This is a genomic window from Burkholderia sp. LS-044, assembly GCF_004803625.1.
In the GTDB taxonomy this organism is placed as follows: Bacteria; Pseudomonadota; Gammaproteobacteria; order Burkholderiales; family Burkholderiaceae; genus Burkholderia; species Burkholderia cepacia.
Map to the genome: position 1 here is coordinate 119,698 of NZ_SSWO01000006.1, position 26,606 is coordinate 146,303.

A 26,606-nucleotide genomic window follows, 5' to 3' on the forward strand; every position below is an offset into this window, starting at 1 on the left:
CAAGCAAACGACATCACTTTGAGGAGAAGCAAGATGAAGCGCCTATTGATCGCAGCGGTGTGCGGGATCGGGATAACCGCGCCGATGTCGGCCGTTTATGCGGCCGATCCGCCCGTGTGCAAGAACGTGCGCTTCGCGGATGTCGGCTGGTCCGACATCGCGGCGACCACGGGCCTCGCCACGACGATGCTGCAGGGGCTCGGCTACAACCCGACGAAGACGATCGCGTCGGTGCCGATCACGTTCGCGGGGATCAAGAGCAAGCAGATCGACGTGTTCCTCGGCTACTGGTCGCCGACGATGGACCCGATCATCCAGCCGTTCACGAAGGCCGGCACGATCAAGGTGCTCTCCACGCCCAACCTGACCGGCGCGAAATACACGCTCGCGGTGCCCGACTACGTCTATCAGGGCGGCCTGAAGTCGTTCGCGGACATCCAGAAATACGCGGACAAGCTGAACGGCAAGATCTACGGGATCGAGCCGGGCAACGACGGCAACCTGCTGATCAAGAAGATGATCGACGGCAACCAGTTCGGCCTCGGCAAGTTCAAGATGGTCGAGTCGAGCGAGGCCGGGATGCTGGTCGAGGTGAATCGCGCGATCCGCGACAAGCAGTGGATCGTGTTCCTCGGCTGGGAGCCGCATCCGATGAACGTGCAGATGAAGATCGACTACCTGAGCGGCGGCGACGACGTGTTCGGCCCGAACTACGGCGAAGCGAAGGTGCTGACGGCGACGCCGCCCGACTACGCGCAGCGCTGCCCGAACGTCGCGAAGTTCGTGTCGAACCTGCAGTTCACGACGACGATCGAGAACCACGTGATGGTGCCGATCATGAACAAGGTAGAGCCGAACAAGGCGGCCGCCGAGTGGCTGAAGGCGAACCCGCAGGCGCTCGACAAGTGGCTCGCGGGCGTGACGACGCTCGACGGCAAGCCGGGCCTGCCGGCGGTGAAGGCGTATCTCGGCGTGCATTGAGCGACGCGGCCGGGCGTTCGCCCGGCCGCGCAAGCGGCTTGACGGATTCGCGCCCCCCGTCCCGGAAAGATTCCGGGAGCCGGGGGCGTCGGCATGCCTGTCCGGCGTGAGCAGGCATCAGGCCACGATTTGCATGAGCCACGCGTTGATGCGTCGAATCACGTCGCTCCAGTCGCCTTCGCAGGTTTGCCGCACGGCGGTCGCATGCGCGATCCAGGGGCTCGCGGTACCCTCGACGCCCCAGCGCCAGTCGCCACAGACGTGGGTCGGTACGCAAGTCCGCATCCCCATCATGGCCGCCAGGTTGGCGACACCCGAATCGACTGCGACCACGGCATCCAGTTGGGCCATGCATGCAGCCGTGTCGCCGAAATCCCGAATCCCGGGCTGGTAGTGACCAACATTGCCGGCCGGCGTGCCCGCCAGCGCCGCGGCAGCGGGGTGATGCAGATTCACGAAATGCATGCTTTCCGCAATGGCGGGGTGTGCCACGATCGCGTCGATCGCATCGAGCGGCAGGCTGCGGCGGCTGGCCCAGCACCTGACGATGGCGCCTTTTTCGGGCCAATGTCGTTGGACGCAATCCCAGAACAGTCCGATCAGCTTCCTGCCCGGATGTTGCTCGCGCACTTGCGCGGCCCATTCGGCAGCGATCCGCTGCTTGTGCGGCGGCGTCTTTATGTACGGCGCGAACCATCGTTCCGGCAGGTGTGTCCGCCGGGCTTTCAGCATCGGCAAATGAAGCAGCGTGGCATGCAGGTCTGGCGCGAAACTATCGACGCGTGCTTGCAGTTCATGGGGCAACGGCGCATGAAACTGCACCGGATTGGGGGCGGCGACGATCTCGCACCGCGGCAGTGACGCCTGCATGAGCGCGTGGCTCTGCGGATGGCAGGTGAGCATGACGTGCGCGCCTTCGTCCAGCCAGTCGGCCACGCAGGCCGAGAGGAGAAAGTTGTCGCCGAAGCCGTGTTCATGCGTGATCAGGACACGCCTGCCGCGCACAGTCGATTCGCCGTCCCATGTCGGCAGGTCGACCGGGCGGTAATTGGCGGACAGGCGCGGAACGTCGTCACGCATTCGCCAATAGGCGAAGCCGCGCGGATCGCCCGCCTTGAGCATCGCTTCTCCCATCGCGAATCCGATCGATGCCCTCATCTCGGCAGGGCCGGATGCCGCCATCCGGAAGGCTTCGTCGAGCAACGCGATGGCCTGCGCGAGATCGCCGGCCATCATCAGGCTCATGCCCAGTCGCAAGCGGTGGAGTTCGGGCCGGCTGTGCCGCGACGGATCGCGTTTCCAGGCTTCGGCAGCTTCGACGTAGCGGCCCAGCAGGTAAAGCGCATCGGCACGCCGTGTCATGGAGACGGCGTCGTGCGGGTCGAGCGCCAGCGCCAGGTCGGCCCAGGGGAGCATTTCCTCCTCTCGCCGGAGGGCAGTCAACAGTTCGCAGATCCGATGCAGGATCGCGGGATCATGCGAATCGCCTGCATATTGCGTCTGCGCGGCACGCAGTTGCTGTTCGAGGTCGACCATGAGTGCGGTTCCGGCCGGCGCGCTCACCGTGCGGGGCGGGCGCAACGGGAACCGGCGCGAGCAGGGTGCCGGAGGTGGGCGTCACGATGCCGGCACCTCGCCAGGGCGTCGATGCCGGCCGTGTCGTCGCAGGGGCTACACACGGAATGCGCCGTCGAAGATGACGGTGTCGTCGAACAGGATCTTTCCGGACGAAAACACCAGATCCAGATGATGGCTGCCGCGTTCACCGCCGCCGAGGCCAAGGTGCAACCCGGGATGGCGTTCTTCGAAACTTGCATTGCGTCCATGCAGCCTGACGTTCAGGTTCGTCCCGATCCCGAACTCCTCGACGATCCTGTTTCCCGCGCATTTGTCGAGATACAACCTGAAATCGTCCTCGAGCTGTCGATTGGCCGATTCGACGCTGACCACCTGGCTCAGCTCGATCCCGATCTTCAATATCGGATCGATGACACCGTACTTGATGGCAAAGGGCACCGTGCTCAGGAAGGTGCCGCCGAACAAGGCGCTTCCGGTCAGGTCGAGTACGCGGGTCGCCACTTCGCCGGGCATCAGGTCGTAGTGGTTGCGGCCATCGAGGCTTTTCCATGTCTGATCCAGCGTTCCGTGCAGCGAACCACCGAAGCCGTCGTGAAATTGCACGCGTCGAGCGCGTTGTGCCGCCGCAATGATGCGTTCGTTGCGGGCGGCAATGTCGTCGATGCTCTCGGAAAAGGCCTCCTTGAAGAATTCGCCGTATTCCCGCAGCAATACCGACTTCTTCCAGTGCTCGGCCATTTTCGGCTTGAGGGGCGGGATGAACGACGGCCCATGCGGGTTGATGTCGGAACGTATGGACGAGTCGTACATGAAGATGAACATGTCACACCGGTCGATTTCCTTTATGACCTGTTCGTGATTTTCCGTGTCAAGCTCGACGTAGGTGAACGAATATTCGAGTTTTTTCGGGCAGTGCCGGATAATCGATTGCGCGGTATTTCTCTGGCTTTGATCCGAACCGACCAGGATGTTGGCGCCGGCTGAATGTTTCTGCGCCATGGCTGGATGACCGCGGACACACGAAAAGAAATTCTCGACACTTTTTTCCATGATTATCTCCGGGGTATCCAGTTTCTGGATCAAAAAAATGGCGGGTCATTGCGATCCGCCATCGTTCGGGCTGCCTGCTTAGGCCCACAGAGCCGTTGCGAATGGAATGACTGCGCTGTCCTTCATCATCTCGACCCAGTCTTCATGCTGATCTTCCTGCATCCATTCGATCAGCGGGAGATCCTGCTTTTCCTGATTTTCGTTCATGATGATTTCCTTGTTTAGGAATTGAACTGCGAACATCGCAAATCGCCCCCGAAAATTCGAGGGCGGATTTAGCGATTGAGTGAGCGCATGGGGTTGCGCCGATTATATGGGGTGGGTGTGAATGATTGCTTTCTGTTAATCGTCAGACAACATTAGCATTCGAATTTGCAGAGGGACAATGTAACGTAAACCCTAGGGTCGTTTTGATTTTGTGAATGCTGGTGGCGGTGGTGTTTGAATGTCGAAAAAATGAAACGGGGGTGTGTTTTGAAATGGGAATAAACGCACCGATTGATGTCGATTTCGACTACTTGATTACCGGGCGCTCGTTTCATTCCCCCTTCGTCGCCGCGGGCACGTCGAACACGCGATCGAACGCCCACTGGAAGGCGAACGCGTAACAGAAGAAGAACGCGAACAGCCCGATGTCGACGACGAACGCGTCGAACCACGAGATGTCGAGCCACCACGACACGACGGGCACCAGGATGAAGATGAGCCCGCCTTCGAATCCGGTGGCGTGCAGGATCCGCCGCCCGAGCGTGCGTGCCGGCTGCCGGCGCGACGCTTCCCAGCGCTCGAACAGCGCGTTGAAGATCATGTTCCACAGCATCGCGATCGCCGACATCGTCGCCGACAGCGCGCCCGAATAGACGAGGCCCTGCTTGAAGAGCGCCGCGATCACGGGCGAGATGCAGGAAATCGCGATCGCTTCGTAGAGCACCGCCTGCGTGATCCTGCGCGATAGGCCTTGCACGTTGTTTCTCCGGTTCGACGTCATTCGCCGCGGCACCCTGCCGTGACGTCCCGCAAGGCTATTCGCGTTGCACGCCCGCTTCAATTCACCTAATCTCACCCCGATTCAATCGAATTCAACCCGGCCCGATCCGGCCCGCGAGGCCCCGTGTTCTCGAAACTTCCCCTGACCGCATTGCGTGTATTCGAAGCGTCGGCGCGGCTTGGCGCATTCAAGGCTGCCGCGGACGAGCTGTCCGTGACGCCGGCCGCCGTGTCGCACCAGATCAAGTCGCTCGAAAGCCGGCTCGGCGTGCTGCTGTTCGAGCGCGGCGCGAGCGGCGTGCGGCTCACGGAGGAGGGCGAGCAACTGTTTCGCGCGAGTCACGATGCATTGCTGGCGCTGAGCCGCGGGCTCGATGCGGTGCGGCCGGAAGCGACCGGCGAGCGTACGCTCGTGCTGACCACCACGCCCGCATTCGCCGCGATGTGGCTGATTCCGCGTCTCGGGCGGTTTCGTCGCATCGATCCGCAACTGCACATCAAGGTCGAAACCGGCAACACGCTCGCCGATCTCGAACGCGACGCGCGGATCGATCTCGCGATTCGCGCAACGTCGCGCACGTTTCCGGCGCTGCACGAGATTGCGCTGATCGACGAGTATTTCGGCGCGTATGCGGCTGCCGGGTTCGACGCGCACCGCACGGACGAGCCGCTCGACCTGATCGAGACCGTGTGGGATACGCCGCTGCCGGTGTCGGTCGACTGGGCGTCGTGGTGTCGTGCGGCAGGCCGCGATGCGTGGCTCGAACGCGCGGTGTTTCGCCATTACGACGACGAGCATTACGCGTTGCAGGCCGTGTTGCACGGGCAGGGCATCGCGCTGCTCAGCTCGGTGCTGGCTGCCGAGCATGTCGCGCACGGGGCACTGACACCGATCGAGCCGTCGGTGCGGCTCGACGGCGCGCGTTTCGTCGCGCTGTGCCGGCCCGGGCGGGAGCGCGAGCCGCAGGTCAGGTCGTTTCTCGACTGGCTCGAAGCGGAGATCGCGCAGACGCGGGTGGCGGTGGCGCGGATGGCCAGACTATGAAAGCCGGGCCCAATGCGTGGGTGGAACGAAGCGCCACGTTACATCCTGCGCATTGATCTTTGGAAACGGCATGTTATGGGCAAACGTCTGCTTGCCTACAGGAAACTCCAGGCATTCCCATGCGCCGGGCCACGGGCAGAGTGCGCCGGAACGCTGTTTCCAGCCGGGCTCGTCCAGCCTGGACTGGAGATCAGCTTTGGATTGCAACAACTGGAACCGACGCTCTTCTTCGTCGTCGGGGATATGGCTGCTGCGTACGCGGGATGTACGAAAAATCTCTCCAGTCTCACCATTTCGCCTGATGTAAACGAAAAAGCGCTTACCCTCCAGCAAGGTGTAGAAGATGTAGTTATCGATCGGAACTTTAGACTCGGCGCCCACATAGTCGTTGAATCTACTACTGATATATACGATTTGCGGCCTGGGATCGAAACCGGAACCCAAACCGATGTCCTCAACCGAGGGAGGGACTTTCGGAGGAAAGTCAGCGGGGAAAATTTCACCTTTGAGGGCCATGACGATGTTGATTTGGAGACTCTCAACCTGCTCATCGGTGAATGGGGGTGGGGATATCCGGCGCATTAATATTTCGTTATAGTGTGTCTCCGCCGGATAGTAGATCTTGTCCTCTTTCTTGAGAGGAATGCGTTGATACATGCCGTTGGAAAACCAATGGGTGGCGTCAAATGGCGGATCGTCCTCAGATGTTCGCATCATGATTTTTTCGTTCATTGCACTCCCTTTGGTTGTCGCCCAGATCAAGGAAAAAGCCGCCAGCGTCGTCGCCACAATTAACACTGCCCTTCGTTTATTCATGCACGCTTTTGGTCTGAAAGTACGAAGCCCCATGGGTAACCCGTCTGGCGTAACGCGACTGAACGGATTCACGGCACCCAGCGAATCCAGGGAAAAACTGATGTCCGCGTTTTTCTCATATTGACGTTGCGCCTGCGTATGCCCTGCCAATTCGAGTTCCCGGCGGGCGTCAGGTCCGACGTGTTGGTGGAACAAAGCGCCACGTTACATCCTGCCCGTTGATCTTTGGAAATGGCATGTTATGAGCAAACGTCTGCTTGCCTATCGGAAACTCCAGGCATTCCCACGTACCGGGCCAAGGACAGAGTTCGCCGGAGCGCTGTTTCCAGCCGGGCTCGTCCAGCCTGGACTGGAGATCGGCTTTGGATTGCAACGGCTGGAACCGACGTTCTTCCTCGTCTTCGGGGATATGGCTGCTACGTGAACGGGAAGTGCGAAGGATTTCACCTGTCGCTCCGTTACGATGAATAAAGACGTAGAAGCGCTTTCCTTCCAGCAGGGTGTAGAAGGTGTAGTAGTCGACGGGTACCTTGGGCTTGTCGTCCCCAAAGTCCATGAATCCACTGCTGAGATAGACGATCTGTGGTCTGGGATCGAAACCGGAATCCAAGCCGAGTTCGTCGACCGAGGGCGGAACCTTAGGAGGAAAGTCTGCCGGAAATATTTTACCTTTGAGGGCGCGGACTATCCTCATTTGAAGGATTTCAACTTGCTCGTCGGTAAATGGAGGTGGGGATATTCGAAGCATTGTGGTGTCGTTATACTGCGCCCCTCTCGGGTAGTAGACCTTGTCTTCATCTTTTAGAGAGATTCGCTGATACATGCCACTGGCGAACCACTGAGTGGCATCAAATGGAGGATCATCTTCCAATACTCGCATCATGATTTTTTCGTTCATAGATTTCCCGCTGCGCATCGTCCAGCTTGCAAAAAGAGTTGCCAGTGCCATCATTACGATTAGCGACGCTATTATTTTGTTCATACGCGCGCTTTTGGTCTGAAAGTATGAAGTCCCATGGGTAGTCCCTCTGGCGTACTGCCTGACCTGACGGGATTCACTGCGCCCAACGGGTCCAGAGGCAGACCGATGGCCACGTCTTTTTCATGTTGACGCCGCGCCTCCATATGCTTTGCCAACTGAAATTCCCGGTCGGTGTAAGGTCTAGCGGGTGGTGTGGGTGGAGGCTCTCCTGGAATTTCGTTCATGGGCCCCCTTCCCAATGCCAATGTTCGTTTCCGATAAGCGGCCATCTGATGATCGTAGGCATCGACAGCCTGTTCATATTCGTCAATCTTCGGCAGCGTCTTCTGTGCCGCAACGAGTTCCTCCCGGGTCCCATAAGTTTCGTCATAGTTGGACCTTCGAGGGAAAGCCCTCACTTCGACATCGCCCGCATCAGCCATGACTTGCGCGAGGCTCTCTTGATACTTGGGATCCTCCCCGGGATCGAGTTTTGAACCGATGTCGTGTCCAAGCCCCGTACGGCACGCGTACGAGAATATGGTTGCATCATCATCGAACGCCAATGGCGCCAGCATGCGCGCCTGATTCAGCCCGTAGCAGATTTGCCATGACTCGCCGACGTCGTATCCGAATTCGATGCTGTGCACGAGGCCGTGCGAGAAGATATCCAGTTGCTTGATCAGCCGTTTCTTACTGCGACGCGCCGCAATAAATGAAACAAGATCGGCGATATCGGTCATCTCACGATAGCTGGCACCGTAGTCAACCTCGACGATCTTCTTAAGCTCGTCCAGAAGCTTGCGCGGATAATCCTTCGCGAAAATCAGAAAAACACGCTGAATCGCATAGTCCGGCGTCCCCTCCGGGTATTGGCGCAACTGCCGTATCCCTTGATTGATGAACATCATCCTGTTGCCCTTCCTGGCGCGCACATAGAAAGCCGGGTTAGAACAACCAACCACCGTTACATAATCAAGATCGGCAATCGCCTCCACTTCGGTCGTCGGGTTATTCGGGCCGGTCCGACTTTGTTTTTGTTGTTCCATGACGGACCTCAGTAGCTGATGTTCAGTTTGCGCAAGTGCATCGCCGCTTCTCTTCCCCATCGCAACGCCGCGGCGTCAGGCCGGCCGGTATAGATGCGCGCCGTAAGCCCTTGCGAATCGGTACGCCCGACGAAGCGCTGACCTTCTGCCGTTTCCACGCAATACAGGACATTGGCCAACACCTCTCCAGTACGCGCGTGCTTGACGAGAAACTGCTCGCTGAACTTGGTTTCGGGGGTGTTGACAGTCCGTGACAACAGGTCGAGCAGGTTGCCTTTGCCGCCGGTCTGCTGCTGTATCGGCCCCTTGAAGCGAATGGCAACGGCATCGAGCGTGATACCCGAACTGTCGATGACGATGCTGCCTCCCGGGCCTTGCAGAACCACACGCTCTGCCGCCTGCAACTGGTAGTGAAGGGTTCTCCGTTCGATGCGCTGCCCGGCTTCCAGGCGGTGGCTGCCGTGAACGAGGTGCTCCGCATGGCCACCGACATCGACGCGGTGGTTGACCACAATGGAGTCGTGGCGATTGTTGCCTACGGTCTCCGTGTGATTCATGCCGGTATGAATCACACGATGCCGTTCGATGGTGAGTTCTTCGTCCTGTCCCACTCGTTCACGGCGGTCCCGACCTATCGCAAGTCGCTGGTCGTTCCCGATAGCTACGGTTTCGTCGTGTTCGACCTGCTCGCTGCGGTCATGCCCGACGAACGTGGTTTCGTCATGGTTGACGTGAATGTTTTGATCGCGCTGAGCGTGGACGTAGATTTCCTCCTGACCGGCTTCATCCTCGAAGCGCAGTTCGTTGAAGCCATCGCCCTTGTGCGTCTGACTTTTGATTGTCATCCGAGTCTTGTGCCTGGGTAACTCGTACGGCGGCAGTTGCAGGCGGTTGTAGGCCCGTGACAGGACGAGCGGCTGGTCAGCATCCCCGTCGAGGTAGCCGACGATCACCTCCTGCCCGATGCGCGGGATCGCCATATGCCCCCACAGCGCGCCTGCCCAATTCTGCACAACCTGAATCCAGCAGGAGCTGTGCTCGTTGTTTTTGCCCTCGCGATCCCACGGAAACTGCACTTTCACCCGGCCGTACTCGTCGGTATAGATCTCTTCCCCTTCCGGGCCCACTACTGTCGCGGGCTGCAGGCCGTCGATGCGCGGGCGCGGCAGCGGCTCGGCACGCCATTCCGCGTCGTCGGGCACCAGCATGGCTTCATAACGGTAATGCGTGCCCTGTTGCGCATCGGCACTCTCTTCCGCCTGACTGGTGGTCTGCTTACCGTGATGCACGATGCTCACCGGACGCCAGCCACGGTTCATGTCTTCGCGTGGGTGGCCGGCCAGGTCGAAGGCGATACCCGGCTGCAGGCGCGCATCGTCGCCGCTAACCCGCGCGATACGCGCATCGCGACGGTGGCCACGCAGGCGGTCCTGCGTGAAGGCCTTGCCGCTGGCTTCGTGCTTGTAGCGGCCCGGGTAGTCGTAGCGCGCGTAGCCGCGGCCCTGGTGATCGAGGTCGGTGCCCTCGCGCGGATACTCGTGCGGGTAGCGTGGACTCTTGAACGTGTAGTCGCGCTGCACCTGGCGCGCAGTGCGCACGTTCTCGGTATAGGCGAACGTGCGCAGGCACGGCTGCGGCTGGTCGCCGCCGGGCGTCGGGTTGTACAGCACCGGCTCGCCCTGCTGGCGGCCAAAGATAAACAGGCGATCACAGTGGATCAGCCGGTGGCCGTCGACGCGGTGCTGGAAGGCGTAGAAGAAGCCTTCCTCGCGCAGGATGCGCTCGATGAAGTTGTAGTCGGTGTCGCCAGCCTGCACGCAGTACTCGCGCGACAGATGCTCGTTGGTGACACGCTGCTCGTAGTCCAGCGTCTGGCGGTGCGCCTTGAGCACGGCCTGCGCAATCTCCGGCACGTTGAGCATCTGGAAGATGCGCCAGTCGGAAGACAGCTTCAGGCGCGCAATACGCGGCTCGACCACCGCTGAATAGCGGGTGCGGCGAAATCCCGTCTCTCCCTGAACGAACGACGAAACGGCGCCGTGAACGTAGCGCACCGGTTGATCACCTTGCCAGATGGTAAGCAAGCCGCTGTGATCGAGGACCTTGCCGAAGTCCACCGACGGATTGGCGCTCGCCAGATCCAGCTCCAGCCGGAAAGTTTCGGATAACTGCTCTTCCAGTCGGAACGCGACGACTTCGAAATCCATTGTGTCTGGAATCGAGAAGGTAAAGCTCAATTGGCATGCTTGTGACATCGTGACGATTCTCCGGGCGACAAACATGCTCCGAGGCGTGTCCTGTTACGCCCCGTGCCATGAACTACGACATATGAGGTGGCGCCGTACTGTGAATGCCGATAGCGTGCCGTTGGCACGCCGAGGATTTTTCAGATCGGTAGAATCGCTAGTGCGGCGCCTCGTGTCTATGAGACAAATTCGAAATCTTTTGTAAAATTTTCCGAGGCACGGTCCCGCAACACATGCGCTAGTAGCCGTGCATTTTCATCAGGCGATGCGCTAGACGGAGAAGGGAGCATGACCGCCATCGCGTGCTTGCAGGGCGGATTGATCATCCGTCGATGGGCGTTGACTTGTCCGCTTCTGTACGGATTGACTGGCATGTCGAGCGCGATGCACGCTGTGCCGGCCGACGCGGGAACGTGAGCCGCAAGTCAGGCGGTTTCTCGACTGGCTCGAAGCGGAAATCGCGCAGACGCGTGCGTCGGTGGCGCGGATGACGCCGGGCGACCGACGAGCGGACGAGCACATCGAGGTGAGAAGCGCCGAGTGAGCGGGAACCCGAACGTATCGGGTTCCGGTTGTCCACCGCCGCGCCGTCACCCGAAACTGACGCAATAGACCGGTGGCAAATGTGCCGACACCATCTGCCAGTTGTCACCGCCGTCGCCGGACGTCCACAACCCGCCGGTCGTCGATGCCATCGCGAGGCGCGTGCCGGAATCGTCCACCGCGAGCCCGTGCCGATACACGAGGTCGTATACGGGCGCGGACGGCAACCCGTTCGACAAACTCTCGAAGCTGCGCCCGCCGTCGCGCGTGCGCGTGACGACGAACCGGCCGTCCACCGGAATCCGGCACGCATCCTTCACGGCCGGCACGAACCACGCGGTGTCCGGTTCGTGCGGATGCACGACAACCGCGAAGCCGAAGCTCGAAGGCTGCGCCTCGATCCGCCGCCAGTGTTCGGCGCCGTCGGTCGAGCGGAAGATCGCGCAGTGATGCTGCGTCCACAGCACGTCCGGGTTGGCCGCGCACTGCACGACGCGGTGCGGGTCCTGCGCGTTGGGTTCGCCGCGCCGCTCGGGCGGCATGTAGTCGGCTTCCATGCCGTCGGCCGTCACACGCCACGTCGCGCCGCCGTCGGCGGTCTGCCAGACGCCGCCGCACGAGATGCCGATCGTCACGTGCCGGCTGTCGCGCGGATCGACCATCACCGAATGGATGCCCGGCGCGTCGTACCCACCGCCGCCCCATTCGGCGCGTTCGGGGCGATCCCACAGCGCGCGGTTGAGCACCCACGAATCGCCGTGGTCGTCGGAGCGAAACAGCCCGCCGGGGATCGTGCCGGCCCACAGCACGCCCGGCTCGTCGGCGCCGCCGGCTTCGAGCGACCAGATTTTCTGAAGCGTCCACGTCGGCTGCGGCGTGCCGGGCGGCTCGTCGTCCGCATCGCCGGTGCCGGCATGCGCACGGGCGCCGGCGGGCGCCGCGTCGGCCGGTTGCGGCGGGTAGACGGGGACCGCGCATTCTTCCCAGCCGGTGGCGCCGGCTCGCTGGCGATGCAGTTTCACGCCGAAATGGCCGAGGTTGAGCGCCGCATACAGCGTGCCGTCGCGCGGGTCGGCGAGCACCATGCTGACGGGCTCGCCGATGAAATGCGGTTCGCCGGGCGTCCAGCCGCCGTGGCCGTCGGGCTGCAGGATGAACAGGCCCTTGCGGGTGCCGACGAGCAGTCGATCGTTCATATGCGATGTCTCCTGAGGGGCCGTCCGGGCGTTCTCGCACCGGGTCCGGCCCGATATATCCGTCCCTTTATCCGCCCGTCAGCGCCTGGACGACATACACGCGGCTGGCGTTGCCGAGCGCATCGGACAGGCGTTGCCGGTCGCGTATCGGCTGGCCGTCGATGAACACGGACAGATGCTTTCGCAGCGCGCCCTGGTCGTCGAGGATGTAGCCGCGCAGCCGTGGCTGCTCGCCGAAAACGGTGTCGAATGCTTCGCCGACCGTGTGCGCGTCGATATCGCGCTCGGGCGTTTCGATATGCCGCTGGATCGAGGCGGCGAAGAAGAGGTGCGCCATGGCGGTGGCTGGCAGGAGCCGCGCGGAAGGGACGGTTTGTAGTGTAGGCGATCCGCCGGAAGCCGAAAGTCAGGATGGCGCTGCGCCGGCATGCGCGCTGCGTCGCGCGCTAAACCGGAATCGATCGCCCGCGTATCCTGATCCCGATCCGCACGATGCCGATCACCGCATTCGACAGCCACGTGAGCAGGCGCGGCATCCCGCGTCGGCGGATATCGAGCAGCAGCACGATCCGCACGGCGTCGCTGTCGTTCCACACCTCGTGCATGAACGTATCGTCCCACAGCAGGAAACGGCCTTCGTCGAGCCGGTATTCGTGGCCGTCCACCTTCAGCACGGCGGCCGGCGCACCATCCGCGCGCTTCGGCATCGACAGCACGAGATAGCCACGCAGGATGCCGCGAAACGGCCCGCGATGCGGTGGAATGTGCTTGCCGGGTGCGAGGAACGACAGCGATGCGGACAGCACGTCCGGCGACGTCGCGACGATCGACGCGACGGTCGGGCAGCGCGACAGGTTGCGCGGGAACGGCTGGCCGTACGCCTGCATGATGAACATCCGCCAGTCGCGTGCATCGTTGGCCGAGATGTCGTACTGCTCGCGCATGATCTCGTGGAAGCGCGGGATGCGCGCCATGTCGCGCGCCACGGCGAATGCCTCCGCCTGGATGGCGGGCCACGCACGGACGAAACGCTCGGCATCGGGAAACGCGGCCGTATCGAGCACCGCGCCGCCGTCGATATGGCGGTCGTACAGCGTGCGCAGCAGGCCGGCTGCATAGTCGTAAGCGACGGACATGGTCGATCGAGGCGCGATCCGGAAAGGGTGACGTCAGTCTGCCCGAAGCGGGTCGGGCGCTGCGTTACGTCAGGTTACGCCGGCTGACGAAAGAATGACAGGTTCATGAATGTTCGTTCCACGCGCCCCCGGAGCCGGAGAAGCCGCGTGAATCGAGCCGCGACATGCGGGAATAAATGCACACGCTCCGTCGTCATACGGGTGTAGCACGTCGTCTCGTTGACTTCTCGAGGAGTGGAACATGAACAAGCATTGGCTGGTGGCCGCCGCCGTGGCGGCGATTTCTTTCGCGGGTGTCGCGGCGCCCGCATCGGCGCAGGCACTGACGCGCGCGCAGGTCAGGCAGCAACTGATCGATGCCGAGAACCAGGGGCTGCGCTTCGTGACCGATACGTCGTATCCGGACGTGAGCCCGCTGTTCCGGCAGCAGGTCGAACGGATGCCGCAGCGCCAGGCCGGCACGGCAGTCGGCAGCGAGCCGGCTGCCTCGTCCGATGCAGGCAAGCCGGCGACGATGGCGCCGCGCCAGCGTTCCGCCGCATGCGTCGGCCCGGCGAGTTTCTGCACGATCTATTTCGGCAGCTGACGCAGCCGCCCGCGTTCGCAGGGCCGGCATTCACCCAGGTTGATCGATACGGAACATTGAAGGAGCTCATGATGAAAGCATATATCGCAGTACTGACGATGATCGCGGCGATCGTCGGTCAGTCGGCCTTCGCGCAATCGGCCGCGCCGCTGACGCGCGCGCAGGTTCGCGACGAATTGATGCGCCTGGAAGCAGCCGGGTACGACCCGGCGAAAGGGGACGACGGCGAGTATCCGGCGGACCTCCAGGCGGCGCAAGCGAAGCTTGCCGAACAGGACCGGGCCCGGATGGCGGCTGCCGGCGCGCATGCACCGGCGGCCGGTATGCCGGCGCAGAACAGCAACTAGGTGTCGATATGGTCTTGTGCGACTTCAGGCCGTCGTGTTCGCGGCACGGCCGTCCGGCAGCCGTTCGTGCCGCCCGACGCGGTGGATGGACACCGGCCGCCGTGCCCGTCATCGCGCGCCGCTTCGCTCGGCGCCGCGATCATCTGGCCGGCGGCGCGCGATGGTCAGGCCGGCCGGTCGCGCGATGAGCCGGGGCGACGACGGGTGCGGCGCTGGCGGCAGGCCGGTTCATGCGCGCGATGGCATGCCGTGCTGCCGATCGCGCGATCACCAGGGCATCATGCGCTGCAGGATCTGATCGCGCAGCACGAAGCGGTGCGCCAGCGCCGCTGCCACGTGCAGGCAAATGCCGGCGAACAGCGCCCAGGCGAGGATGCCGTGCACATCGCCCATCGCGTGGCCGAATCCGGAACCGGCCGCCGACAGCGCGGGCAGCGGCACGATCCCGAGCAGCGTCACGCCCCACGCGCGCGACGATGCGTTGATCCAGCCGAGCAGCGGCACGGCGATCAGCAGCGCGTAGAGCGCGAAATGCGTGACGCCCGACAGCGCACGCATTGCGGGAGACAGGTCGTTCGCCGGCGGGCGATGCGTCGCGCGCCACAGCACGCGGCAGGCCATCGCGGCGAGCAGTGCGGTGCCCACGATCAGGTGCGCGGCGATCAGGCCGACGGGTTGCGTATCGCGATGCACGTCGGGCATCGTCCAGCCGATCGCATATTGGGCGACGATCAGCGCGACGATCAGCCAGTGAAGAAAACGCGCAACGGTGTCATAACGGGCGGGTGTGGACATGAAGGCTCCTGCGTACGACGGGGACGGTATTGGACGGGTGGATTCTACGATCGCATGCTTAACGAAACGTTAAGCAGGCGGCATCTCATGCGGTGATCGGTCGTCGGGTGAGCCTGCCGGCCGCGCTTCGCCCGCGTCCGCCGACGGCAGTGCAACCGTGACACCGAGGCCCTGGCCGCCGATGCCGGGCCCGAACTGCACGGTGCCGCCCAGGTATTGCGCGATACGCGTGACGATCGACAACCCGAGCCCGCTGCCGGGCGACTGCGCGCCGCTGCCGCGATAGAAGCGGTCGCCGAGCCGCTCGTACTCGCCGGGGGCGACGCCGGGCCCGTCGTCGCGAACGACGATGCATTGCAGTGCGCCGTCGTCGCGCACGCCGAGCTCGATGCGGCCGCCCGGGCGGCCGTACTTCACGGCGTTGTCGACGAGGTTGTCGAGCAGGATGCCGATCAGGATCGGATCGGCGTCGATCGCGCGTCCGGAGACGGGGCCGGCCACGAGGTCGATGGCTTTGTCCGACGCCTTCGCGAGATGGCGGTCGAGGGCAGCTTCGACGAGTTCGCGAACGGCGATCGCGCGTGTCGGAATGCGTTCGTATTCGTCGAGCCGCGCGAGCAGCAGCAACTGCTCGGCGAGACGCGCACTGCGGTCGACGCCTTGAACGACCCGCTGCATCGCCAGCCGCTGGAGTGCCGGATCGTCGGTCGCGATGGCCACCTGGGCCTGGACCTTGATCGCGGCAAGCGGTGTCTTGAGCTCGTGCGCGGCGTCGGACGTGAACGCGCGCTCGCGCACGATCGATTGCCGCAGCCGGGCCAGCAGGCGGTCGATCGCGTCGACCAGCGGACGCACTTCGTCCGGCACGGCCGCGATGCCGAGCGGTTCGAGCGATCGCGCGTCGCGCGCGCCGATCAGCGTCGACAGCGTCTTCAACGGCGCGAGACCGCGTCCGATCAGATACCAGAGGAGCAGCGCCAGCACCGGGAGCGCGACGATCAACGGCAGGACGATGCCGCGCGCGGTGCCGGTTGCCAGGTCGCTGCGCGTGTTCGCGATTTCCATCACGCGGATCCAGCGCCCCGACGCGTCGTCGCGCAGCGTGTGCGTCCGCCATGACGCGTCGCGGATGACGATCGTTTCGGGAATACCGCGCGGGTCGTGCGCGTCGGGCAGGCCGGCGGCGCCGGCCGGGAGGCTCGACGCGACGACCTGGCCCCGTGCGTCGCGCACCTCGAACAGCACGTCGCGCGGAAGGCGATCGCCGTCGGTGTCGGGGCCGGGTTTCGAGCCGCGGCGATCCAGTTCGACACGCGCGTCCGGCGGCACACGGGCGAGGCGGCCGAGGTCGGCAGGCGAGAGATTGACCAGCAGCGATGCATATTCGACGAGGCGGGCGTCTTCCCATTCGCCGATCTCGCGCGTTGCGTACCGGAAGCTGCCGAACACGGCGGCGAGCCACACGACCGTCACGCAGCCGAGCGCCATCAACGAAACGCGGCGCCGTATCGAGCGGGACGTCATGCGAGATCGACGACGTAGCCGACGCCTCGAACGGTGCGGATCAGTTCCGCGCCGAGCTTCTTGCGCAGGTTCGACACATGCACCTCGATCGCATTGCTTTCGATACCTTCCTGCCAGCCGTACAGGGTGTCCTCGAGGCGCGAGCGCGACTGCGGCGCGCCCGGGTGGCTGACCAGCTGAACCAGGATGGCCCACTCGCGCGACGTGAGCGCGATGCGCGACGCATCGCGTGTCACCGTGTGGGCGGTCAGGTCGATCGTGATGTCGCGCCACACGATCTCGTCGCCGGCGCGGCCCTGCGAGCGGCGCACGAGCGCACGGCAGCGGGCGAGCACTTCGGTCAGTTCGAACGGTTTCGCGAGATAGTCGTCGAGGCCGCGGACGCGGTCGGCCACGGTGCCGCGCGCGGTCAGGACCAGCACGGGGACGGTATCGCCCGCATCGCGCAACGCGCGCAGCAGCTCGGTGCCCGATTTCCCGGGCAGGCCGAGATCGAGCACGACGAGCGCGAAGCGCGTGGTCGCGAGGGCGGCTGCCGCTGCGTGACCGTCGCGCAACCAGTCGACGTGATAGCCCGCCTGGGTCAGGCTGATCTCGAGACCGCTGCCGATCAGGTCGTCGTCTTCAACAAGGAGGAGTCGCATGGTCGATTCGGGGGCAGGATGCCTGCGATTGTACGAGCGCGACGCGCCTGCCGCGCAACGGAATGTAATTGTGCTGGATCAAACTTCTCCCGATTCTGAAGAACGCTTAAGGTTCGGCGGCGGCAATCCCGCTACCATCGGCCACACCGTTTCCAGGGGGATTTTCCGCTGCCCCTGATCCCGAACCGGGTCACGCCTGTCCGGCTTGCCCGTCAATCCGCGACCTTGCCGATCGACGTCCGATCGACGCGAGTCGCCCGTACGGGAGATTCATTCCTCATGGCCCCCTCAACGATCGAGCGATGGCGCGCCTACCTGCTGATCGCCGCGCTGGCCGGCATGTTCGTCCAGTGCTTCGTGCTGGTTTCATGGCTCGCGCTGCGCGTACCCGAGGCATTTTTCACGACGATGACGTTTCGCATGTGGACCGTCGTCGCGATCGTCACCGCCATCCTTTCGGTCCGCAAGCTTGCCCGCGCGGCGTTCAGGGCGGCGCTGGATTGCGGATTCGTACACGTGACCGGAATCGATCGCCACACGGTAGCCGTGTCATCCGATTGCGCGTACCGTCGGCTGGTCATCCTTCATATCCGGCTCAACGGAAATCGGTTCCGCTACGCACACGGGTGAGCCCGCCTTCGCGCGTGCCCGCCCCGACGCACCACGGTCCCGCCGGGCCACCACTGGGGAATCGCATGGTGTTGCTGCATGTGCTGCACGCGCTGGCCGGCGCGATGTCGATCGTCTGCGGGCTGGGCGTATTGCTGGGTATTGCGTATACGGTCGCGGCCAGCGTGCTGGTCGGGCGGTTCTTTTCGAGGCCGGCGGCGCAGCCGCGCGAGTATCCGGGCGTCACCGTCGCGAAGCCGCTGCACGGCGACGAGTGGCAGCTCGTACAGCATCTCGAAAGCTTCTTCGTGCAGAATTATCCGGGCCCCGTCCAGCACCTGTTCGGCGTGCACGATGCAGGCGACGCGGCACTCGCGGCCGTCGAGACGCTGCGTGCACGCTACCCTGACGCGAACATCAAGGTCGTCGCCGATGCGCGGCTGTACGGGCCGAACCGCAAGATCGGCAATCTCGTGAACATGCTCGAACACGCGGAGTATGCGGTGCTGTGCCTCGCCGACAGCGACGTGCTGGTCGAGCGCGATTATCTGCGCGCGGTCGTCGGCGCGCTGCAGCAGCCGGACGTCGGCATCGTGACGAGCGTGTACCGCGGTGTCGCATCGCCGGGTTTCTGGCCCAGGATCGCCGTCGCGATGACGAACTACCATTTCCTGCCGGGCGTGATCACCGGGCTCTGCATCGGGCGTGCGCGGCCCTGCTTTGGCCAGACGATTGCGATCACGCGCGCGACGCTCGAACGTATCGGCGGCCTCGCGCGATTCGCGCATCACCTGGCCGAGGATCACGCGCTGGGCGAAGCGGTGCGGCAGGCGGGCGCGCAGGTCGTCATTCCGCCGTTCGTCGTCGGGCATGCGTGCGTCGAGGAGACGTTCTCAAGGCTGTACGCCCACGAGTTGCGCTGGAGCTGCACGATTCGCGCAGCGGACCGCCTCGGTCATGCGGGCTCGGTGCTGATGCACCCGGTGCCGCTCGCGCTGCTGGCGCTGCTGTTCTCGGGCGGCACGGCCGCCGCGTGCGCGCTGGCGGTCGCGGCGCTCGCCGCGCGGGTGCTGCTGATGCTGAAAACCAGCCGTGCAACCGGTGCGGGGCTGCGCGGCGCAATCTGGCTGCCGTTCGTCGATCTCCTGCAGTTCTTCGTGTTCGTGTCGAGCTTCTTCTCGTCGCATGTCGTGTGGCGCGGCACGCGCTTTCGCGTGAACCGGGAAGGGCGGTTGTCGGCGGCGAGCGAATCATGACGACGCAGACGAACCCCGGCGGCGACGCCGCCCGGAACGCCACGCGCAGCGACGCGCGGCTTCGGCGCGCGGGGCAGGCAGCGGCGCTGGGCGGGCTGGCGCTCGCCGTGTGGCTGATCTGGCGCGAGCATCCGCTGGACATCCTCCATCGCCTGCAGATTGCCGGCGCCGGGCTGCTGCTCGCGGCGCTGGCCCACCTTCTGCCGATGCTCGCGAATGCGTGGGACTGGCGGATGCTGATCCGCGGCCCGCGCCGGCCGTCGTTCGTGACGATGCTGAAACTCGTGTGGATTCGCGAATCGATCAACGGGCTGCTGCCGGTCGCGCGCATCGGCGGCGAGATCGTGTCGTTCGGCCTGCTGCGGCAGGCGGGCGTGCGGCCGGCGACGATCGTGGCCAGCCTCGTCGCCGACATGCAGCTGACGCTGATCAGCCAGCTGGTGTTCGCGCTGGTCGCGATCGGCTACGTGCTTGGGCACGTCTCGTCCGATGCCGCCCGGGTGGCCGGCAACCTCGCGATCGGCATGGCCGCGCTGGTGCCGGTGCTGCTGCTGTTCGCGCTGGTGCAGCACGCGCGGCCGTTCGAGCGCGCGATGCGCGTGCTGAACCGCGTCACGAGCGGGAAGGTGGTGGCGCTCGTCGGCGAATCGGCGCGTACCGATCAGTCGATCCGGATGATCTGGAGAAAGACCGGCATCGTCGTGCGCTACCTCGCGATCTGGCAGCCCCTGCAGTTCGTGGGCTACGCGCTGGAAATCTGGCTTGCGCTGGTCTTTCTCGGCGCGGAGCCGACCTTCGCGCAGGCGCTCGCGATCGAGGCGCTGATCCAGCTCGTGAGCAGTATCGCGTTCCTGATGCCGGGCGGCCTCGGCGTGCAGGAGGGCGGCTTCGTGCTGATCGGCGGGCTCCTCGGGTTCGATCCGCCGACGTGTCTCGCGCTGGCCGGCGCCCGCCGCGTGCGCGACCTGCTGTTCTATCTGCCGGGCCTGCTCGCGTGGCAGTGGGCGGCCGGTTCGGCGAACCGGCCGGGCGGAACGAAACGCGCGTCGTTGCCCATCGAGGAATCCGCCCGGCCGCATTGACGCGGCCACGCAGGCCGTGCCCGCGCGGCCGGCGGCGCGGGAATCAGCGCCGTTCGTCGGCGAGATGGCTGCGGATCACGTCCGCGAACGACGTATCGCCCGTCAATCCGAGGGCTTCCGCGCGCGACGTATCCCAGCGGCCCGGCCAACTGCCGACGATTTTCTCGACGCGCTCGTCGGGCACATGGCGGATCAGCTTCACGACTTCGTCGCCCGCGACTTCGCGCAGCGCCGCGATCATTTCGTCGACCGATACCGACAGGCCGGGCAAATTGATCACGCGTTTGTTGCCGAGCTTCGCGCTGTCGATTTCGCAGCCCGCGACGAGCGCTTCGATCGCGCCGCGCGGCGACAGCAGCCACAGCCGCGTCGAACCCGGCACCGGGCACACGCTTTCCTCGCCGTTCAGCGGCTCGCGGATGATGCCGCTCGCGAACGACGACGCGGCCGCATTCGGGCGGCCCGGCCGCACGCTGATCGTCGGCAGCCGCAGCACGCGGCCGTCGACGAAGCCGCGCCGCGCGTAGTCGCACAGCAGCAGCTCGGCGATCGCCTTCTCGGCGCCGTACGACGATTGCGGGTTCAGCGCGGTGTCGTCCTGCACGACGTCGGGGAGCGTGCCGCCATACACCGCGACCGAGCTCGTGAACACGACGCGCGGCCGGTGGCCACGCGCGCGGCACACTTCGAGCAGCGCGCGCGACGCGTCGAGGTTGATCCGCATGCCGAGATCGAAATCGGCCTCGGCCTGCCCGCTGACGATTGCCGCGAGGTGGAAGATCGCGCCGGTTTGCGTGTCGATCGCGCGTTCGAGCACCGCGCGATCGGCGATGTCGCCGACGATCGACGTCACGCGCGCATCGCCGAAATCGCTGCCTTCGACGACGTCGAGCAGCACCAGCTCGTCGATCTTCTCGCTGCGGCCGTCGGGGCCGCTCAGTTCGCCGCGCTCGAGCAGCTTGCGCGCCAGACGCTGGCCGAGAAAGCCGGCGCCGCCGGTGATCAGTACTTTCATGTTCGTTACCTTCCGAGGAATGCGTGAATTAGCGGGAGCAGGCCCTGAGCCAGCCGAGCCCTTCCGACGTGCCGGCCTTCGGGCGGTACTCGCAACCGATCCAGCCGTCGTAGCCGAGCGTGTCGATCAGCTCGAACAGATACGGGTAGTTGAGTTCGCCGAGATCCGGCTCGTGGCGGTCGGGCACGCCCGCGATCTGGATATGGCCGATGCCCGCGAAATCGCGCCGGAGCTTGGTCGCGAGATCGCCTTCGACGATCTGGCAGTGGTAGCAGTCGAACTGCACCTTCAGGTTCGGCGCGCCGACTTCCGCGCGGATCGCCTGCGCGTCGTCCTGACGGCTCAGGAAATAGCCGGGCATGTCGCGCTGGTTGATCGGCTCGATCAGGATCATGATGCCGTGCGCGGCAGCGGCCTGCGCGGCATGGCGCAGGTTCGACAGGTAGGTGTCGCGATGGCGTGCACGGTCGGCGCCCGGCGGCACCATCCCGGCCATCACGTGCAGCTTCCGGTTGCCGAGCACGCGTGCATAGTCGAGCGCCTGGTCGATGCCGCGCCGGAACTCGTCCTCGCGGCCCGGCAGCGATGCGGTGCCGCGTTCGCCCGCGGCCCAGTCGCCGGGCGGCGCGTTGAACAGCGCCTGTTCGAGGTTGTGCGCGTCGAGGCGCGCGCGGATGTCCTCGGCGGCGAAGTCGTACGGGAACAGGTACTCGACGGCCTTGAAGCCGTCGTAGGCGGCAGCGGCGAAGCGTTCGAGGAACGCGTGCTCGGTGTACATCATCGAGAGGTTGGCGGCGAAGCGTGGCATGGCAGCGGGTCCTGTGAATGAATGGGGCGGGGCATACGTCGCCCCGCGTCGAATGGCAACTCGGCGGTTCAGCGGTTCACGAGTTTCGCGGGCGTGAGCCACACGGCGATCGCGCCGATCACGAGCATCGCGGCCAGCACGTACATGCCGGACGCCGTGCTGTGCGTGACGTCCTTCAGGTAGCCGATCACGTACGGGCTCGCGAACCCGGCGAGGTTGCCGACCGAGTTGATGATCGCGATCCCGGCGGCGGCCGCGGAGCCCGCGAGGAACGCGGTCGGCAGCGACCAGAACAGCGGTGCGCAGGTCAGCACGCCGCCCGCCGCGAGCGACAGGAACACGATCGACACCGCCGTATTGTGCGAGTACGACGCGGCGACCGCAAACCCGACCGCGCCCATCAGCGCGGGCACGATCAGGTGCCAGCGGCGTTCGCGGCGCTTGTCCGCGCTGTGGCCGAACAGGTTCATCACGACGATCGCGACGAGGAACGGGATCGCGGACAGCAGGCCGATCTGCAGCGTATCGGTGATGCCGGTCGACTTCACGAGCGTCGGCATCCAGAACGTGAGGCCGTACTGGCCCGTGACGAACGCGAAGTAGATCAGCGACATCCACCACATGCGCGGGTCGGCGAACACGGCCTTCAGCGAGTGGCCGTGCTGCTGCTGTTCCTGCGGCTGCGCGGCGATCTCGTCCTCCAGCAGTTGTTTCTCGCGTTCGTCGAGCCACTTCGCGCCGCGGATGCTGTTGTCGAGATACAGGATCGTCGCGATGCCGACGAGCACGGCCGGTACGGCTTCGATCATGAACATCCATTGCCAGCCGTGGAAACCCGAGCCGCCGTGGAAGCGTTCCATGATCCAGCCCGACAGCGGGTTGCCGAAGATGCCCGACACGGGAATCGCCGACATGAACACCGCGATGATCTTCGCGCGGCGATGCGACGGGAACCAGTACGTGAGATACAGGATCACGCCGGGATAGAAGCCGGCTTCCGCGAGGCCGAGCAGGAAGCGCAGCACGTAGAACTGCGTGGGCGTCTGCACGAATGCGAACAGCCCGGACAGCAGGCCCCACGTGATCATGATCCGCGCGATCCAGATGCGTGCGCCGATGCGGTGCATCAGCATGTTGCTTGGCAGTTCGAACAGAAAGTAGCCAAGGAAGAAGATGCCGGCGCCGAGCCCGAACACGGTTTCGCTGAACGCGAGATCCTGCGACATCTGCAGCTTCGCGAAGCCGACGTTCACGCGGTCGAGATACGCGACCACGTAGCAGAGCATCAGGAACGGCACGATGCGCCAGAACACTTTCTTGTAGGTGCGGTCGAGTTCCGCGGCATGGGCGGGCGCGGCGGGCGAGCGGCCAGCGGCCGCGTCGAGAGCAGTCATCGTCGTCTCCAGGATGTTGTGTGCCGGCGGCGTGTACGCCGCCGGATCATTGTGTGTGCTGACGGAAGGGCCCGCGCACACGGCGGGCATGGGAATCGTTGCGGGGTACGTCGCTACCAGCGCGCGCCGAAGCTGGCGCGCAATTCGTCGAGCGCGGCTTCGTCGAGCGGTTCGGGTTTCGGGTTCGTCATCAGCCACAGCCGCGCCGTTTCCTCGAGCTCTTCGAGCGCATACGACGCGTGCGACACCGATGGCCCCCACATCACCGGGCCGAGGCGGTCGAGCAGCACGCCGCGCACCTGGTCGGCGAGCGCCGCGACTTCCGCGGCGACGCCCGGATCGCCGGGGCGGCGGTAGCGGATCAGCGGAATGTGGCCGACCTTCATCACGTAGTACGGCGTGATCGGCGGCAGCACGTCGGTGTCGCGCCATACGCCCGCGAGCGTCAGCGCGACGAGGTGCGTCGAATGGGTGTGGACGACGCCGCTCGCTTCGGCATTGCGCGCGTAGATGCCGCGATGCAGTGCGAGGGTCTTCGACGGCTTGCCGCCCGATACGGGCTGGCCGTCGAGGCCGACCTTCGCGATGTCGTTCGGGTCGAGCCGGCCGAGGCACGCGTCGGTCGGCGTGATCAGCCAGCCGTCGGGCAGCCGCGCGCTGATGTTGCCGGCGCTGCCGACCGCGTGGCCGCGCGCGTACAGGCTGGCGCCGACGACGCAGATCTCCTCGCGCAGTTTCGCTTCGTCGCTCATCGTGCGGCTCCGTCCAGCGCGCGCAGCGCCTTGTCGAAAAAGTCCGTGGTGCCGAAGTTGCCGGACTTCAGCGCGAGGCCGAGCGGCGCTGCGTCGATGGTGGCCGTCGCCGGCACGCCCGGATCGATCTGCGCGCCAATCTGCAGCGACTTCACGTCGAGCGCCTGCACGACCGCGCCGGACGTCTCGCCGCCGGCGACGACGAACTTGCGCACGCCGAGATCGCGCAGCCCGCGCGCGATCGCCGCGAGCGTGGCTTCGACGAGATGGCCGGCCGCGTCGACGCCGAGCGCTTGTTGTACGGCCTTCACTTCGTCAGGCGTCGCGGTCGCGTAGATCAGCACGGGCTGCGGCAGGTGCGTGCGCGCGAACGCGAGTGCCTGGTCGACGACGGGTTCGCCGCGCGATGCCGCGAGCGGATCGATGCGGAAGCTCGGCCGCGTGGCGCGCCATGCGGCGACCTGCGCGTTGGTGGCCTTCGATGCGCTGCCGGCGAGCACCGCCGACAGGCCGTCGATACGCGGCAGCGACGCCGCGTTGTCGCGCTCGGGCAGTTGCTCCGCGCGGCGGAAATTCGCGGGCAGGCCGAGCGCGATGCCCGAGCCGCCGGTGACGAGCGGCAGGCCCGCGCAGGCTTCGCCGAGCACGTAGAGGTCGCGGTCCGACAGCGCGTCGGCGATCGCGAATCGTGCGCCTTCCGCACGCAACTGGTCGATCCGCGTGCGCACGGCGGCCGCGCCCAGCGCGATCGTGTCGTAGCGGATCAGGCCGACGGGCGACTTCGTTTGCCGCTGCAGCACGCGCACGAGGTTCGCGTCCTTCATCGGCGTGAGCGGATGGTTTTCCATGCCCGATTCGTTCAGCAGCACGTCGCCGACGAACAGGTGGCCGCGATAGATCGTGCGGCCGTTCTCGGGGAACGCCGGGCATGCGATCGTGAAGCCGCCGCCGGCCGCATCGAGCAGCGCATCGGCGACGGGCCCGATGTTGCCCGCGTCGGTCGAATCGAACGTCGAGCAGTACTTGAAGAAGAATTGCCGGCAGCCTTGCTCGCGCAGCCATGCGTAGGCGGCGAGCGATTGCGCGACGGCGTCGGCCGCGGGGATCGTGCGCGACTTCAGCGCGACGACGATCGCATCCGCATCAAGCGTGGCGCCGTCGGCGGGCACGCCGATCGTCTGCACGGTGCGCATGCCGCTCTTCACGAGCATGTTCGCGAGATCGGTCGCGCCGGTGAAATCGTCGGCGATGCAGCCGAGCAGGGGACGGGAAACGGGAGCGGTCATGGCGGGTACGTCGTTCGAATCAGCGGGCAGGCGGCAGCGTGATGCCGGGGAAGGTCTTGATCACGGCGGAATCGTCCTCGCCGCCGTGGCCGGCGCTCGACGCGCTCATGAACATCTGGTGCGCGGTGGCCGACAGCGGCAGCGGGAACTTGCTGCGGCGCGCGGTATCGAGCACGAGGCCGAGATCCTTCACGAAGATGTCGACGGCCGACAGCGGCGTGTAGTCGCCGTTCAGGATGTGCGGCACGCGGTTCTCGAACATCCACGAATTGCCGGCGCTGTGCGTGATCACGTCGTACAGCGCATCGGCATCGACGCCTTCGCGCAAGCCCAGCGCCATCGCCTCGGCTGCTGCTGCGATATGCACGCCGGCCAGCAACTGGTTGATGATCTTCACCTTCGAGCCGATGCCGTGCGCATCGCCGAGGCGATAGACCTTGCCGGCGATCGCGGCGAGCACGTCCTCGCAGCCCGCGTACGCGGCGGCCGGGCCCGACGTCATCATCGTCATCTCGCCGGAGGCCGCGCGCGCGGCGCCGCCCGACACGGGCGCATCGAGCATCTGCAGGCCGGCGGCCTCGATGCGTGCGCCGAGTGCCACCGCGAATTCCGGTGCGACGGTCGCGCTGGCGATCACGACGCCGCCCGGCTTCATCGCCGCGACCGCGCCGTGCTCGCCGAACAGCACCGTTTCGGTCTGTGCGGCATTCACGACGAGCGTAACGACGACGTCGCACTGCGCGCCGAGTTCGGCCGGCGTCGCGCAGGCGACGCCGCCTTCGGCCGCGAATGCCTGCAGCACGGTCTCGCGCACGTCGCATGCGTGCACGCGCAGGCCGGCGCGCAGCAGCGAGCGGGCGACGCCGAGGCCCATCGCCCCGAGGCCGATGACTCCAACATTTCGTGACATGGTCAACCTT

27 protein-coding genes and 1 pseudogene are annotated in these 26,606 nt (G+C 65.0%); 8 read left to right on the top strand and 20 right to left on the bottom strand.

All coding sequences use genetic code 11. From position 1 onward, the window contains the following. Nucleotides 1-33 precede the first annotated feature (33 nt). A complete protein-coding gene (locus tag E9536_RS17485) occupies nt 34-981 on the top strand; it encodes a choline ABC transporter substrate-binding protein (RefSeq protein ID WP_021163993.1) in 948 nt (315 codons plus the stop codon). Between the two features lie 117 nt (nt 982-1,098). Here E9536_RS17485 and E9536_RS17490 read toward each other — a convergent pair whose 3' ends face one another. The 4 genes from E9536_RS17490 to E9536_RS17500 all read right to left on the bottom strand — a co-directional run bounded on the left by E9536_RS17490 (nt 1,099) and on the right by E9536_RS17500 (nt 4,573). Further along, complete coding sequence (locus E9536_RS17490) at nt 1,099-2,517, bottom strand: tetratricopeptide repeat protein (protein ID WP_136470279.1); 1,419 nt, start codon at nt 2,515-2,517, stop codon at nt 1,099-1,101. Nucleotides 2,518-2,652: 135 nt separating this feature from the next. Beyond that, entirely contained in the window at nt 2,653-3,609 is a 957-nt protein-coding gene (locus tag E9536_RS17495; protein WP_136470280.1) for a leucyl aminopeptidase, read from the bottom strand. A gap of 78 nt (nt 3,610-3,687) precedes the next feature. Continuing rightward, nucleotides 3,688-3,816: a hypothetical protein gene (locus tag E9536_RS42550; RefSeq protein ID WP_021163990.1), complete on the bottom strand. Its 129-nt coding sequence runs from the start codon at nt 3,814-3,816 to the stop codon at nt 3,688-3,690. Nucleotides 3,817-4,147: 331 nt separating this feature from the next. Beyond that, a complete protein-coding gene (locus tag E9536_RS17500; protein ID WP_027790606.1) occupies nt 4,148-4,573 on the bottom strand; it encodes a PACE efflux transporter in 426 nt (141 codons plus the stop codon). Nucleotides 4,574-4,720: 147 nt separating this feature from the next. On the opposite strand from E9536_RS17500, the gene E9536_RS17505 reads away from it, so the two are divergent. Then, complete coding sequence (locus tag E9536_RS17505) at nt 4,721-5,641, top strand: LysR substrate-binding domain-containing protein (protein ID WP_124819180.1); 921 nt, start codon at nt 4,721-4,723, stop codon at nt 5,639-5,641. On the opposite strand, the gene E9536_RS17510 is transcribed toward E9536_RS17505, so the two are convergent. The 4 genes from E9536_RS17510 to tssI are packed head-to-tail and all read right to left on the bottom strand — an operon-like array spanning nt 5,636 to nt 10,749. Continuing rightward, complete coding sequence (locus E9536_RS17510) at nt 5,636-6,652, bottom strand: hypothetical protein (protein WP_136470281.1); 1,017 nt, start codon at nt 6,650-6,652, stop codon at nt 5,636-5,638. The genes E9536_RS17505 and E9536_RS17510 overlap by 6 nt on opposite strands. Continuing rightward, nucleotides 6,627-7,409, bottom strand: a complete 783-nt coding sequence (locus E9536_RS17515) for a hypothetical protein (protein ID WP_136470282.1) — start codon at nt 7,407-7,409, stop codon at nt 6,627-6,629. The genes E9536_RS17510 and E9536_RS17515 overlap by 26 nt, the downstream gene beginning before the upstream one ends. Before the next feature lie 26 nt (nt 7,410-7,435). Then, nucleotides 7,436-8,467, bottom strand: a complete 1,032-nt coding sequence (locus tag E9536_RS17520; RefSeq protein WP_136470283.1) for a hypothetical protein — start codon at nt 8,465-8,467, stop codon at nt 7,436-7,438. Between the two features lie 8 nt (nt 8,468-8,475). Next, on the bottom strand, nt 8,476-10,749 hold the full coding sequence (gene tssI, locus E9536_RS17525; protein WP_348772158.1) for a type VI secretion system tip protein TssI/VgrG: 2,274 nt from the start codon (nt 10,747-10,749) through the stop codon (nt 8,476-8,478). A gap of 299 nt (nt 10,750-11,048) precedes the next feature. Between tssI and E9536_RS42100 the strand changes: the two are divergent. Further along, nucleotides 11,049-11,257 (top strand): annotated as a pseudogene (locus E9536_RS42100) (hypothetical protein); the annotation flags it as partial. A gap of 46 nt (nt 11,258-11,303) precedes the next feature. Here the strand turns inward: E9536_RS42100 and E9536_RS17530 are convergent. The 3 genes from E9536_RS17530 to E9536_RS17540 all read right to left on the bottom strand — a co-directional run bounded on the left by E9536_RS17530 (nt 11,304) and on the right by E9536_RS17540 (nt 13,588). Beyond that, nucleotides 11,304-12,452, bottom strand: a complete 1,149-nt coding sequence (locus E9536_RS17530) for an exo-alpha-sialidase (protein ID WP_136470285.1) — start codon at nt 12,450-12,452, stop codon at nt 11,304-11,306. Between the two features lie 67 nt (nt 12,453-12,519). Beyond that, on the bottom strand, nt 12,520-12,789 hold the full coding sequence (locus E9536_RS17535) for a MoaD/ThiS family protein (RefSeq protein ID WP_136470286.1): 270 nt from the start codon (nt 12,787-12,789) through the stop codon (nt 12,520-12,522). A gap of 109 nt (nt 12,790-12,898) precedes the next feature. Continuing rightward, complete coding sequence (locus tag E9536_RS17540; protein WP_060082562.1) at nt 12,899-13,588, bottom strand: aspartyl/asparaginyl beta-hydroxylase domain-containing protein; 690 nt, start codon at nt 13,586-13,588, stop codon at nt 12,899-12,901. A 241-nt stretch (nt 13,589-13,829) separates the two neighbouring features. Between E9536_RS17540 and E9536_RS17545 the strand changes: the two genes are divergently transcribed. After that, complete coding sequence (locus E9536_RS17545) at nt 13,830-14,174, top strand: DUF4148 domain-containing protein (RefSeq protein ID WP_060174280.1); 345 nt, start codon at nt 13,830-13,832, stop codon at nt 14,172-14,174. A gap of 71 nt (nt 14,175-14,245) precedes the next feature. Beyond that, nucleotides 14,246-14,521, top strand: coding sequence for a DUF4148 domain-containing protein (locus E9536_RS17550; protein ID WP_136470397.1), 276 nt, complete (start codon nt 14,246-14,248; stop codon nt 14,519-14,521). A gap of 267 nt (nt 14,522-14,788) precedes the next feature. On the opposite strand, the gene E9536_RS17555 is transcribed toward E9536_RS17550, so the two are convergent. The 3 genes from E9536_RS17555 to E9536_RS17565 all read right to left on the bottom strand — a co-directional run bounded on the left by E9536_RS17555 (nt 14,789) and on the right by E9536_RS17565 (nt 17,484). Next, entirely contained in the window at nt 14,789-15,316 is a 528-nt protein-coding gene (locus E9536_RS17555; protein WP_059697126.1) for a cytochrome b, read from the bottom strand. 69 nt (nt 15,317-15,385) lie between these two features. Continuing rightward, nucleotides 15,386-16,840, bottom strand: a complete 1,455-nt coding sequence (locus E9536_RS17560) for an ATP-binding protein (protein WP_136470287.1) — start codon at nt 16,838-16,840, stop codon at nt 15,386-15,388. Beyond that, nucleotides 16,837-17,484 carry a response regulator gene (locus E9536_RS17565; protein ID WP_136470288.1) on the bottom strand — a complete coding sequence of 216 codons (648 nt, stop codon included), beginning with the start codon at nt 17,482-17,484 and terminating at the stop codon, nt 16,837-16,839. Before E9536_RS17565 ends, E9536_RS17560 begins: the two co-directional genes overlap by 4 nt. 225 nt (nt 17,485-17,709) lie before the next feature. Between E9536_RS17565 and E9536_RS17570 the strand changes: the two genes are divergently transcribed. The 3 genes from E9536_RS17570 to E9536_RS17580 all read left to right on the top strand — a co-directional run bounded on the left by E9536_RS17570 (nt 17,710) and on the right by E9536_RS17580 (nt 20,431). Beyond that, nucleotides 17,710-18,114, top strand: a complete 405-nt coding sequence (locus tag E9536_RS17570; RefSeq protein WP_124546912.1) for a hypothetical protein — start codon at nt 17,710-17,712, stop codon at nt 18,112-18,114. Nucleotides 18,115-18,179: 65 nt separating this feature from the next. Next, nucleotides 18,180-19,349, top strand: a complete 1,170-nt coding sequence (gene hpnI, locus E9536_RS17575) for a bacteriohopanetetrol glucosamine biosynthesis glycosyltransferase HpnI (RefSeq protein ID WP_027790619.1) — start codon at nt 18,180-18,182, stop codon at nt 19,347-19,349. After that, nucleotides 19,346-20,431, top strand: coding sequence for a lysylphosphatidylglycerol synthase domain-containing protein (locus E9536_RS17580; protein ID WP_136470289.1), 1,086 nt, complete (start codon nt 19,346-19,348; stop codon nt 20,429-20,431). The genes hpnI and E9536_RS17580 overlap by 4 nt, the downstream gene beginning before the upstream one ends. 43 nt (nt 20,432-20,474) lie before the next feature. On the opposite strand, the gene denD is transcribed toward E9536_RS17580, so the two are convergent. The 6 genes from denD to ltnD all read right to left on the bottom strand — a co-directional run bounded on the left by denD (nt 20,475) and on the right by ltnD (nt 26,602). Beyond that, on the bottom strand, nt 20,475-21,446 hold the full coding sequence (gene denD, locus E9536_RS17585) for a D-erythronate dehydrogenase (protein WP_060082558.1): 972 nt from the start codon (nt 21,444-21,446) through the stop codon (nt 20,475-20,477). A gap of 28 nt (nt 21,447-21,474) precedes the next feature. Beyond that, entirely contained in the window at nt 21,475-22,254 is a 780-nt protein-coding gene (otnI, locus tag E9536_RS17590; RefSeq protein ID WP_136470290.1) for a 2-oxo-tetronate isomerase, read from the bottom strand. A 68-nt stretch (nt 22,255-22,322) separates the two neighbouring features. Next, entirely contained in the window at nt 22,323-23,648 is a 1,326-nt protein-coding gene (locus E9536_RS17595; RefSeq protein WP_042972687.1) for an MFS transporter, read from the bottom strand. Between the two features lie 113 nt (nt 23,649-23,761). Next, nucleotides 23,762-24,400: an aldolase gene (locus E9536_RS17600; protein WP_060357758.1), complete on the bottom strand. Its 639-nt coding sequence runs from the start codon at nt 24,398-24,400 to the stop codon at nt 23,762-23,764. Continuing rightward, nucleotides 24,397-25,686, bottom strand: a complete 1,290-nt coding sequence (gene otnK, locus E9536_RS17605) for a 3-oxo-tetronate kinase (RefSeq protein WP_059682301.1) — start codon at nt 25,684-25,686, stop codon at nt 24,397-24,399. The genes E9536_RS17600 and otnK overlap by 4 nt, the downstream gene beginning before the upstream one ends. Before the next feature lie 19 nt (nt 25,687-25,705). Then, nucleotides 25,706-26,602, bottom strand: coding sequence for an L-threonate dehydrogenase (gene ltnD, locus E9536_RS17610; RefSeq protein WP_341774384.1), 897 nt, complete (start codon nt 26,600-26,602; stop codon nt 25,706-25,708). Nucleotides 26,603-26,606: the final 4 nt, after the last annotated feature.